Genomic DNA, 12,220 nt, shown 5'->3' with positions numbered 1-12,220 from the left:
TGAAAAGATAAATACTTACATTTGTTGCATGGGCGTTTAATAGAGAAGCGACTATAGAAAGATTAATGACCAATACATTGCCCAACATCCGTCTAAAAGAAGAGACGAAGACTGCGCACCAAGCTTTAGAGAAGAAAGTGATTTTGCAGTTGAAAGCCATCCGTTCAGAAGCTGATTATGCTTCATTTATCCATGCTTTTTACCTTTATTTTAATGCACTTGAAAAGGGGCTTGCTGCTTATATTAACGATACCGTGGTGCCAGATCTTTCTGAACGAAGAAATAGTAGTTACCTAAAGGCTGATTTGCAAGCTTTGGGAGTTAAGGATGCGCAGGAGGGAACCATTGCATTACCAGAAATTAATAGTTTGGCGCAAGCCTTGGGGGCCATGTATGTGATGGAGGGCTCTATTATGGGCGGTCCTATTATTGTAGAAATGCTGCGCAAACATGGGTTACAAAAGGGCTTTTCCTTCTTTGCTGGCTATGGTGCAGCAACAGGAACCATGTGGAATAATTTTGTTACCATTTTAAACAAAAGTTTGCAAAGTGCTATGGCACAACAGGAAGCCATTAAAACAGCAAATGAAACCTTTGAAAAGTTTCAATTTGTTTTTAAAAGCTAGTGTTTGCTTTTTTTGTTTTTAATATTTTGCTTAACTTAAACGATATACCCTTTCACCAATCGGCATAATAACATGAGTGATCCAAATTTAGATAACTGCGATATCGAACCCATTCACATTCCAGGAAGCATCCAAAATCATGGTTTCCTTATTGCCCTTGATGGGGAGCTGGTGGTGCGGTATTGTAGTGAAAATATTCAAGAATTTTTAAACATTACTGCAAGTGCTATTTTAGGGAAGCCTTTGCACGAAGTAGAGCAACTTAACAATGGGCCACAGCATGATTTAGAAGCTTTGGTTCGTTTTTCTAGTCTGCAAGATACGGTTATTAATCAAAACGGCTTTTCTTATCAGCTTAATGGACAAAGCTTTAACATCATTATCCATTTTCACAATGGTTATCATATCATTGATTTTGAACCAGCCATTTCTAACCTTTCCCACGATTTACAGTCGCTAATAGGAAAGTCGTTATCGGAAATACTTTCGGATAAGAAAATGGAAAACCTATTGAACAATGCGGCACAACAGGTAAAGAAAATTATTGGCTATGACCGTGTAATGGTGTATAAGTTCCATGAAGACGGGCATGGCGAAGTAGTGGCCGAGGCTAAGGCTGATAACTACGAAAGTTGGTTAGGCTTGCATTATCCTGCTTCGGATATTCCAAAACAAGCCAGGGCACTTTATCAAATTAACTTAGTGCGCCTTATTGCAGATGTAAATACCACTCCTTCGGCCTTGGTGACCAGTGCGGTTGAGGGAAAAGCAGTTCCTTTGGATCTTACACATAGTACGTTAAGGGCAGTTTCACCCATCCATATCCAATACCTTAAAAACATGGGCGTACACTCGAGTTTTAGTGTGTCTATTATGGATCACGAAAGCCTGTGGGGATTAATTGCCTGCCATAACTATTCACCCAAATTTATTAATTTTAAGGAACGGGAAAGTGCCAAATTGGTGGGGCAGGTTTTATCTTCGGCCATTAGTTTTAGAGCGCAGGAAGAAGACCAGCAACAGGCTGCGGAGCATAGGCAGGCAGTAGAAACCATGACCAGGTTTTTATTGCGCAATATTGATGTAGAAGAAGCTTTAACTGGACAAGATAGTACGTTGAAAGACGTGGTAGACTGCACAGGTGCTGCCCTTTATTTCGAGAATAAATTGCATATAACTGGGCAAGCGCCCGATGGGGAATTTATAGAGAAATTGGTTGATTGGTTGGATGAAAGAACTTATCAGGAAGGTTTTTACATGAGCCAAGAGCTTTCTAAAGATTTTCCGCTGGCCGCCAAATATAGACAAATGGCAAGTGGTTTATTGGCTTGCAGGTTAGGCAAAGATTTAAAGGAGTACATGTTATGGTTTAGACCAGAAGTGAAAACTTTAGTGAAATGGGCAGGAAATCCAGAGAAATCGATGGAGAAAACTGAAAAGGGTGTGAGCCATATTTCGCCTAGGAATTCGTTTAGTGAGTGGCTACAGCAAGTTGAGCTTACGGCAATACCTTGGAAAAAACATGAACTGGAAGCGGCTTTGTCCTTACGCGATGAAGTGAACTACGCCATAAGCAGAAAAGCCAACGAGCTTAGGGTAATGAACGAAAAGCTAAGAGCAGCTTACGCGGAGCTAGATAGCTTTAGTTACACCATTTCGCATGATCTTAAAAATCCTTTAGCTACCATTAAATCGTATTCGCAGTTGATTAAGAAAGGAAACAACAGCATGGATAGGGTGGTAATGATGGCCGAGAGGATTGATAAAGGGACGCAGAAGATGCAGATGATGATTGATGAGGTATTGGCTTACTCAAAGGTGGGACAGTCGAAAATACAAGGCAAGCATATTGATATGCGTAGTTTGCTGGAAGAACTTAGCCATGACCTGATGGTTTCGAGTAAACATCCAGATTTAAATATTGAAATTGGGGAAACTCCAGCAGTATATGGCGACGAACTGATGGTTTTGCAGGTGTTTTCGAATGTAGTGGGCAACGCGGTTAAATATTCATCCAAAACGACTATACCAAGAGTGAGCATTAGCGGCAATAAGGAAGGTTCGGAAGTGATTTATGCCATTTCTGATAACGGGATAGGCATACCAACCAATGAACAGGAAGGTATTTTTGAGCTTTTTGCCAGAGCATCGGCAGGTAACGATTTTGAAGGTACAGGGGTAGGACTTGCCATTGTGAAACGCATATTGGCCAAACACGACGGTAATATTTGGCTAAACAGCACACCAGGGCAAGGTTCGGTGTTTTATTTAAGCTTTAAGCATTTTGAAGCTGAGCCTATCCTCAGCTAAAAGATTACTCTGCTAAGTATTTCCTTTTGTATTCCAATGGTGTAATGCCGTTCACCTTCTTAAAGTGTCGGTAAAAGTTAGAGACATTATTGAAACCGCATTGGTAGCAAATCATGTTGGTTGGATGTTTGTCTTCGATCAACAACCTACAAGCATGACTTACCCTAATTTCAATTAAAAAATCGTAATAGGTTTTCTTGGTCATCTGTTTAAAATAACGGCAAAAAGAAGTCACGCTTAAATTACTGATAGAAGCTACTTCCTGTAAGCTAATTTCTTTTTTGAAATTGGTCAGTGTATAGTTGTACACTTTGTTCAGTCTAATCACATCCGATTCGTCAGACTGGTACTGCACATTCCCTGGATTAAGCACGGTATAATCATCAGCCTCTGCCAAGGTTTTTAAAATGGATAGGAGCACTATCAGTCTGTCCAAATTTTGCGCATCCTTAGCTTGCAACATCAGTTGGGCTAGTTTGTCTCTGTGTTCGCCTTTTAGCAACATGCCCTTTCTAGCCTTTTCAAAAAGCTTGGGAATTAAATAGGCTTCTGGTAGGTTCAAAATATCCTTTCCCAAACAATCAGGTAGGAAATGAATCACAATGGCTTCTACTTCATGACTGGGATTGCTTTGAAAATACTCATCGCTACAACGCCAAGTGTGGGGTAGGTTATCGCCCAAAAGAATAATTTCTCCCGAAGAAAAATTACTGATGTTATTGCCAATAAATCTTACCCCTTCGCCTCTAATCACATAATGTAATTCCAGTTCAGGATGGTAATGCCATATCTTGCCAAAGTTCTCTTGAATATCGTGCCTAATGCTGAAAGAATTTTGCAGGCTAACAGGCACTTTATGAAAGTGTGGTTTCATGGTACTCGCTTATATTTGGTTGCTATTATTCCTTAATTATAGCTAAATAATTTCGAATATTGCCAAATTGAATAGTTATTATGCTAATATCATACAATAAATAGCTAATAAGCCGCAAAAATAACTTCTCGCCATCAAGCATCTTTGTAAGGTAACATTTGTTACAGCCAAATATGAATGTGTAGGAAGTTTCCTAGGGTTGCCTCTTGAAAAATAGCGCCCAAGCCACCTTCGTTTGGCATTTAAACCGCACAAAATTTTTAGCAAATGAACAAAGAGATTTTTCTTGTAGCCAGTGGCGATTTAAGAATTGCAGCCAATCAAAGTTGTTGGGAAACGCAAGACCAAATGGAAAAGGCTTTAGCAGCCGTTCTAGAGAAATTTGGTTATCACATTAAAAGAGCACATGCCTACAATCCTGAAAAGAAACACGGCTTTATCGACTCGCAACGCATGGGCATTGAAGTATTTAAAACTATCGATAAAGATGCACCGCTGATTGTAGCTGAAAGTGTTTGGCAGTACAGCCATCACGTTTTAGCAGGTTTAACCACTCACCGTGGGCCTATTTTAACGCTCGCCAACTTTAGCGGACAATGGCCAGGTTTGGTAGGTTTACTTAATTTAAATGGGTCGTTAACCAAAGCCAATGTAAAGTATAGCAGTTTATGGAGTGTTAATTTTGATGATGAGTTCTTCCTAAACGGCATTAAAAGCTGGCTATCCAATGGAGAAATTAATCATCCAGAAACACATGTAAAATCATTTGCTGCAGTAAAAATACCTGCTGCGGATGAAAAAATAGGACGTGATTTTGCGGCTAAGCTAAAAGACGAAAAAGCCATTATGGGGGTTTTTGATGAAGGCTGCATGGGCATGTTCAATGCTATTGTACCTGATGATCTTTTACATGCTACTGGAATTTTCAAGGAAAGATTGAGCCAATCGACACTTTACGCCAGAATGCTGACGGTAAGTGATAGCGATGCCGAAAAGGTATTGAACTGGTTATTAGACAAGGGAATGAAATTTGATTGGGGAACAGATGATGCGACTGAATTGACCAAAGCCCAAACCTTAACCCAATGCAAAATGTACGTGGCTGCCTTGCGTTTGGCAGATGAATTTGGTTGCGATACCATTGGAATTCAATATCAGCAAGGTTTAAAAGATTTAGTACCTGCCAGTGATTTGGTAGAAGGCTTATTGAACAATCAAGACCGCCCACCAGTTTTTGACGAGAATGGTAAAGAATTATATGCAGGAGAAGCACTTCCTCATTTTAACGAAGTAGATGAATGCGCAGGGATTGATGGTTTGTTGACTTACAGGTTATGGCAAAAGCTAGGCATGCCTGGCGAAAATACCTTGCACGATTTGCGTTGGGGCGAACACTTTAAAAGCGACAAAGTAGATGATTTTGTTTGGGTATTTGAAATTTCGGGTGCGGCACCACCAGCACATCACGTTGGCGGTTATGCAGGTTCAGACAGTATCCGTCAGCCAGCTATGTTCTTCAAGTTTGGCGGTGGTTCATTAAGAGGAGTAGCCAAGCCAGGCCATTTAGTTTGGAGCCGTGTATATGTCATCAACAACGAATTGCATTGCGATTTGGGCGTAGGTAAAGCCGTAGAGTTGCCTAAGGAGGAAACTGATAGAAGATGGAATGAAACCAATTACCAATGGCCAATAATGCATGCTACTTTGGATGGCGTAACCCGCGACCAAATGATGGCTCGTCACAAAGCCAACCATATTCAAGTGGTTTACGCTACCGACGAGGCAGCGGCACACCGGGCTTGCAGAATTAAAGCAGCTGCTTTGGAAGAATTGGGCATCAAAACGCATTTCTGCGGAACGGTAGATGTAACAGGTACCAAATTCAATTAAGGATGGATAAAAAATATGTCATCGGTTTAGACTACGGCACAGATTCGGTACGAGCCTTATTGGTAGATGCCGAAAATGGAGCCGAAGTAGCTTGTGCGGTAAGTTTATACAAAAGATGGGCCGAAGGGAAGTACTGTGACCCTGAAAAGTCGCAGTTTAGGCAACATCCCCTTGATTATATTGAAGGGATGGAAGAGAGCATTAAGGAGATTGTGGCTCAAGTAAGTCCAGCGGTAGTGGCTAATATTCTAGCCATTACCATTGATACCACAGGCTCAACTCCAGGGGCGGTAGATGAAAAGGGAACACCATTAGCTTTAACACCAGGTTTTGAGGAAGACCCTGATGCCATGTTTGTTCTATGGAAAGACCACACGGCCTTAAAAGAAGCAGATGATATTAATGCCTTAGCTAAACAATGGGGCGTAGATTATACCAAGTATTCAGGTGGATTGTATTCCTCGGAATGGTTTTGGTCTAAAATATTAAACATTACCAAAAAAGAAGGTGCCGTAGCACAAAAAGCCTTTTCATGGATGGAGCATTGCGATTGGATGCCTGCTTTTTTAACAGGTAACGATAACGTGCTTACTGTAAAACGTAGTCGTTGCGCCGCTGGGCATAAAGCCATGTGGCACGAAGAATTTAATGGTTTACCCAGCCAGGAGTTTTTGGGAAGCTTACATCCTAATTTGGCAGGACTTAGAGACAGATTGTATCACGATACCTATACCACCGATGAAATGGTGGGCAATATATCGGCAGTATGGGCACAAAAGCTAGGCTTGCCAGAAAGTGTGAAGGTAGGAGTGGGCGCCCTTGATGCACATTTAGGTGCGGTAGGTACTGGAATTGAAGCTTACAGTTTGGTAAAAGTAATGGGTACTTCAACCTGCGACATGGTGGTGGTGCCTAAGCAAGAATTTACAGGTTTGGTGAATGGTATTTGTGGACAGGTAGATGGTTCCGTCATTCCTGATATGTTGGGTATGGAAGCTGGACAATCTGCTTTTGGTGATGTGTATAGTTGGTTCAAACAAATTTTGGAGTTTCCGATGAAAGAGATTTTAGCGGATACCCTTAGTAAGGAGCAATTAAAGGATGCAAGCGATGCTATTTTACCTAAGCTAGCTGATAAAGCTTCGCAAATTCCAGTAACAGCAAACGATTTAATTGCCTTGGATTGGATTAATGGTCGTAGAACCCCAGATGTTGATATGACCAAAAAAGGGCTTATCGCTGGGATTACTTTAGGCACCACTGCACCACATTTATTTAAAGCATTGGTTGAGGCGACAGCTTTTGGTTCAAAAGCCATTATGAACCGCTTTATTGAACAGGGTGTAGCCATTAAACAGGTAATCGCCTTGGGTGGAATCTCCAAGAAATCCACTTACGTCATGCAAACTTTGGCCAATATTTTAAATGTGCCTATTAAAGTGGCTACCAGTGAACAGGCCTGCGCCTTAGGTTCGGCCATGTTTGCAGCAGTAATTGGTGGCGTACATCAAAATATTGCCGAAGCACAACAAAAGATGACCTCGGGTTATGATGCCGAATATTTGCCAGAGGCAGAAAAAGCGGCAGTTTACGAAAAATTATACCAGCGTTATCTCACGCTGGGCAATCAATAGTGGTTAAATAAGTGGTAAGAGGATATTCATTCCGTATTTAATGGGATAGGGTAAACAAGGCTTACGAGGCGCTCCACACTTCGTGAGCCTTTCCTCTTCACATCACTGCACTCAAACTGCTGGTTCCTGAAATTTGCACAGTTTCTAAATACATCGATTAAACTTTTTATTAGTTTTGTTAAAATGGAAAAGAAGAATTCAGGAACTGTAGGTGTAAAAGAAATTGCCCGATTGGCCAATGTTTCTATTGGAACGGTAGATAGAGTATTGAACAATAGGGTAGGTGTTTCTGAGAAGACCAAAGCCAAAATACTGAAGATCATTAAAGAACTGGACTACCAGCCTAATATCTTTGCCAGACGACTTGCTTCCAAAAAAAAGTTAAGATTTGCGACCCTGATTCCCAAAGTATCCGAAGAAACTACTTATTGGGAAGCCCCTTTGCATGGAATACGGCAAGCCGCCAATGAAATTAAAGATTTTGGGGTAGAGGTTATTTCCTTTTTTTTTGACCAAAATGACAAAAGTACTTTTAAGGATAGTGCGACAAAAATTATTGCAGGTCAATTTGATGGTGTTTTAATGGCACCGATGTTTGAGGACGAAAGTGCAGTATTTATTAAAACTTGTAATGAAAATAAAATTCCTTTGGTTTTCATTAATTCGGATATGCCTGGATATAACAATTTATGTTACATCGGCCCAAATTTGTACCAAAGCGGTTATTTGTCGGCGCACATTGTGAATTACCTGTCACCCGCTGATAAAAAGACATTAATCGTCAATATTTCCAAGGAGATCGATTTACATCATCATTTATTACGCAAAGAAGAAGGATTTAGGAATTATTTTGAAGAAAATGGTGCTATTAACCAAATCAGTAAAATAGATATTCAACAAACCAGTTACGCCCATATTCAGCAAAAATTATCAGAGCAATTGAGTAAAAGTAGCTATGATGTTGTTTTTGTCACCAATTCCAGAGTATCCACCGTAGCCAAATATTTCGAGGAGCATCAAATTAAGGGGGTTAAGCTGATTGGCTATGATTTCTTGGAAGACAACATTCTTCATTTGAAAAATAAGACCATCGATTTTCTCATTTGCCAAAAGCCCCAAGAACAAGGTTACAGGGGAGTAATGAGCCTTTATGATCACTTAGTGCTCAATACACCTATCGAAAAAGAACAGTTCATGCCTATTGATATCATTACCCGAGAGAACTACCAATACTACAGTAATTAATTCCCTTTTTTATTTTATCCAACATTAAAATCCTAAAATTTTATACAAATAATTTGGATGTAAAATAATAATTGCTAATTTCGTGTACGTTACCGTTAACCAAATATAACTGTACTTCCAATTTTGTATGTACAACAGGCAATGCCTAATTGTATAATTTAAAGATGAATATTAACTGCTGATTAATGCTATTTTGGAATAGCAATGGTCATTCTCGATAGGAGTAATGATGAATGCTTTTCCAGTATATTGATCTGCACATGCGAAGCTGAACTGATGAAAGATAATAATCTATATTTCGACAAGTACACCACAGTGAATGCGTTAGCATGTCATCTTAGCAACCCTTTTATTTTATAAATGATGTTAAGCACTAATCAGGTATTCTATTTTCATATATCGTGTACGTTAACGAAATGTTTTCTTTGGTTGCTGATGCTTTTTCGACGTTTTTATTTAACGACTAAGATAAGCGAGCAGCTCGTTTTAGTTTAATTTAACCCTAACAACCTAATATCTTATCAAACTATTTAAAAAATATGCGCATAAAATTCTATCAACGGTTGCTCTTTGCAGTGTTACTGACTTTCGCGACGCATCACGTCTCTTTGGCTCAGGTAAACAGTACCAAGACCATTTCTGGTACGGTAAAGCACGAAACTACTGGCGATGCCTTACCAGGAATCACCATATCATCTATGAGTACTGGCAAAACGGTAATTACCGACAAGGAGGGTAAGTTTAAGATTCCAGTAAGTGGCAACAACCCTGTATTGTTGGTCAAGTCTATTGGCTTTAAAGCTCAATCAGTGGCGGTAAAAGGTAGGGATAACCTACAAATTAGCCTACAGCCTGAAACGGTGAGCCTTAACGAGGTAAATATTACCGTAGGGTATGGTACACAGAAAAAGAAAGAAGTAACCGGTGCGGTAGGCTCAGTTACAGCAGATCAGCTAGAAACCCATCCAATGGGCGATATCAATACCAGTTTGCAAGGTAAGATTGCGGGTTTACAAATTACTTCAAATTCAGGAGAACCTGGAGCAGGAGCTACCGTTAGAATTAGAGGAGCTTCTTCGGTAAATGGAAGCAGTCAGCCGTTGTACATTGTAGATGGTGTACCCATTAACACCGACACTTATGCGGGAGGTTTGAATGATGATGGGTCAACCTTTAGTCCATTGGCAGATATTAACCCTGCAGATATTGAGTCTATTGATTTCCTAAAGGATGGAACCGCTTCTATTTATGGTTCTAGGGCATCAAATGGGGTAATTTTAATTACTACCAAATCTGGGAAAAACTCAAAAAAGCCCACCCTTAGGTTTTCTTCTAATGCGAGTTTGGCAGAGCTCACCAGAACGGTAGGTGTATTAAATGCCCCTCAATGGCGCAGTGCTTATATCGATGCTATTTTTAACAGTACAGGACAAATGACTACCAAACCATCGGTAATCGATTCATTACATCCCTATTATTCAAAGTCTATCGACTGGCATGAAATTATGTACAGGCAGGCCTTGCAGCAAAAGTATGATGTGAGTGTGAGCGGTGGTTCTTCTGATAACTCCATTAATTACTATTTAAGTGCTGGTTACAAAAACCTAAATCCAATTGTAAAAGAAACGGATTACGAACAGGCTACTGCTACCGCAAAAGTTTACTATACTTTTAATAAATCTATTTCGGGAAGTTCATCTTTTAACCTATCCAATACAGATTATACCAGAATTTTGACAGGTTTGAGTGGCCAAAGTGTGGTTTTTCAGGCTTTAAGTACCATGCCTGTTTATAACCCTTACGATCCTATTTCTGGACAATTGATTCCGTTATTTGAAGGTAGTAAACCAAATCCCTTGGCTATTGCACAATTAGCAGCCAATAGGATTAAGCGTTTTAGAATGTTCGGAAATCAGGAGTTTAAGGTATGGATAGCTAAAAACTTGAGGTTTACTACCAACTTGGGATTTGATTATGAAAACAGCGATTTATCTAATTTTACCCCAACAAGTTTACTTCCGCAAGGTCAATTAAGTAGTTCTTATCTACAAACTACCAAAGCATCTTCCTTTATCAACGAAAATACTTTAACCTATAAATTAACCTTAAAAAACGACCATACTTTTAACTTTCTATTGGGTCAGTCGTACCAAAAGTTTAATAGAGATAATCTTGATTTAGTAGGTAGGGGATTGCCAGATGCACAATTAACCAATGTGGGTGCGGCATCGGTGCTTTCTACTTATGTACAAAATATCTCACAAAATGCATTATTATCATTCTTTGCCAGAGCTAATTACGATTATAAAGGCAAATATTTGTTTTCGGCCTTAATCAGAAGAGACGGCTCCTCACGCTTTGGTGCCGATAACAGATTTGGTTATTTCCCAGCGGTTTCAGCAGGTTGGAGATTTAGTGAAGAATCTTACTTCAAAAAGTTCCAATTCTTGGATGAAGGTAAGTTACGTGCCAGTTTTGGTATCACTGGAAACCAATCTATTGGCAATTACGCTGGACAAGGTGGTTATATCAACAACGGTTCTTATTTAGGACAAAACGCGGTGATATTATCGGGTATTCCAAATCCATCCTTAAAATGGGAATCCACGCAACATAGCAATTTAGGTTTAGAGCTATCTTTCTTTAAAAACAGATTAACCTTTGTTGGAGATGTTTATTTGAAGAAAACCAAAGACCTGTTGTTTGATGTTACGGTTCCGGGAACTACTGGGGTAACTACCGTTCCAGGCAACTTTGGCTCATTGCAGAACAAAGGTTTTGAGGCTACTTTAACCAGTGTTAACATTGTAGCACCTTTCAAATGGTCGTCTACCTTTACTTTCGCTTACAATCGCAACAAGATATTGTCATTGCCTGACGGACAAGATTACCGACCAAACTTGTTTAACATGGCTAGAGTGGGACAACCTGTGGGCGTGTTCTACGGTCTGAAAAAACTGGGCGTGTATGCCAGAGACGAAGACAATGTTTATAAAAGAGACGAAAACACAGGCGTAGTCATTCCTTACAAACAAGGATCTGCAAATGGTAAGGTCTATAAAGGTGGCGATATGATTTGGCAAGATTTGAATGGTGATGGCATCATCAACGACGATGATTTGCAGATTATTGGAGATCCAAATCCTGATTTTACTGGAGGATTATTCAATGAATTCAGTTATAAAAACTTCACTTTCAGTTTCTTGTTTACTTATAGTTTTGGAGCTGATGTATTCAATGAATTAAAAAGAAGCTTAGATTCTTCTCCAATTGACCAAAATTTCTCGACCGATCAATTAAGAAGATGGAAAAATCAAGGAGATGTGACCGATATCCCAAGATTGGTGAAAACTGACCCTATGTTAAACTATGCAGTTTCTGATCATTTTGTAGAAGACGCTTCATTTATCAGATTGCAAAATATTGCATTGAACTATAGGTTGCCGAAGAGCCTTTTATCAAAAGTAAGAATATCGGGTGCTAGTGTAGGATTTAGCGTATCAAATCTATTTACGTTGGGGTCTTACTCAGGTTACGATCCAGAAGTAAGCTCGTCAACCAACTCATTGGCGGGTGGTGTTGACAGAGGCGCATTCCCAAGAACAAGATCTTATAACTTTTCTCTAAACATTAATTTATAG

7 protein-coding genes are annotated in these 12,220 nt (G+C 39.7%); 6 read left to right on the top strand and 1 reads right to left on the bottom strand.

Translation table 11 applies throughout. The annotated features are described in order from the left end of the window. The first annotated feature begins 65 nt into the window (after window positions 1-65). On the top strand, window positions 66-626 hold the full coding sequence (locus DUT70_RS04565; protein WP_240432021.1) for a biliverdin-producing heme oxygenase: 561 nt from the start codon (window positions 66-68) through the stop codon (window positions 624-626). 72 nt (window positions 627-698) lie between these two features. Continuing rightward, on the top strand, window positions 699-2,936 hold the full coding sequence (locus tag DUT70_RS04560; RefSeq protein WP_113646089.1) for an ATP-binding protein: 2,238 nt from the start codon (window positions 699-701) through the stop codon (window positions 2,934-2,936). 4 nt (window positions 2,937-2,940) lie between these two features. On the opposite strand, the gene DUT70_RS04555 is transcribed toward DUT70_RS04560, so the two are convergent. Then, window positions 2,941-3,810, bottom strand: coding sequence for an AraC family transcriptional regulator (locus DUT70_RS04555; protein WP_113646088.1), 870 nt, complete (start codon window positions 3,808-3,810; stop codon window positions 2,941-2,943). A 267-nt stretch (window positions 3,811-4,077) separates the two neighbouring features. Between DUT70_RS04555 and DUT70_RS04550 the strand changes: the two genes are divergently transcribed. From DUT70_RS04550 to DUT70_RS04535, 4 genes are all read left to right on the top strand, one after another. Continuing rightward, window positions 4,078-5,700 (top strand): fucose isomerase, encoded by a 1,623-nt coding sequence (locus DUT70_RS04550; RefSeq protein WP_113646087.1) that lies wholly within the window; start codon window positions 4,078-4,080, stop codon window positions 5,698-5,700. Between the two features lie 2 nt (window positions 5,701-5,702). Next, the gene (locus tag DUT70_RS04545; protein ID WP_113646086.1) at window positions 5,703-7,334 is read left to right on the top strand and encodes a ribulokinase; all 1,632 of its coding nucleotides are present in this window, start codon (window positions 5,703-5,705) and stop codon (window positions 7,332-7,334) included. 183 nt (window positions 7,335-7,517) lie between these two features. After that, a complete protein-coding gene (locus DUT70_RS04540) occupies window positions 7,518-8,579 on the top strand; it encodes a LacI family DNA-binding transcriptional regulator (protein WP_113646085.1) in 1,062 nt (353 codons plus the stop codon). Between the two features lie 539 nt (window positions 8,580-9,118). Next, window positions 9,119-12,220: a SusC/RagA family TonB-linked outer membrane protein gene (locus DUT70_RS04535; protein WP_113646084.1), complete on the top strand. Its 3,102-nt coding sequence runs from the start codon at window positions 9,119-9,121 to the stop codon at window positions 12,218-12,220.

It is taken from the genome of Pedobacter chitinilyticus, assembly GCF_003313385.1.
GTDB classification, from domain to species: domain Bacteria; phylum Bacteroidota; class Bacteroidia; order Sphingobacteriales; family Sphingobacteriaceae; genus Pedobacter; species Pedobacter chitinilyticus.
This window is presented reverse-complemented; position numbering and strand designations above follow the sequence as displayed.

Coding starts and splice junctions, on each gene's coding strand:
- DUT70_RS04565 (WP_240432021.1), top strand. CDS start 66: ATGACCAATACATTGCCCAACATCCGTCTAAAAGAAGAGACGAAGACT.
- DUT70_RS04560 (WP_113646089.1), top strand. CDS start 699: ATGAGTGATCCAAATTTAGATAACTGCGATATCGAACCCATTCACATT.
- DUT70_RS04555 (WP_113646088.1), bottom strand. CDS start 3,810: ATGAAACCACACTTTCATAAAGTGCCTGTTAGCCTGCAAAATTCTTTC.
- DUT70_RS04550 (WP_113646087.1), top strand. CDS start 4,078: ATGAACAAAGAGATTTTTCTTGTAGCCAGTGGCGATTTAAGAATTGCA.
- DUT70_RS04545 (WP_113646086.1), top strand. CDS start 5,703: ATGGATAAAAAATATGTCATCGGTTTAGACTACGGCACAGATTCGGTA.
- DUT70_RS04540 (WP_113646085.1), top strand. CDS start 7,518: ATGGAAAAGAAGAATTCAGGAACTGTAGGTGTAAAAGAAATTGCCCGA.
- DUT70_RS04535 (WP_113646084.1), top strand. CDS start 9,119: ATGCGCATAAAATTCTATCAACGGTTGCTCTTTGCAGTGTTACTGACT.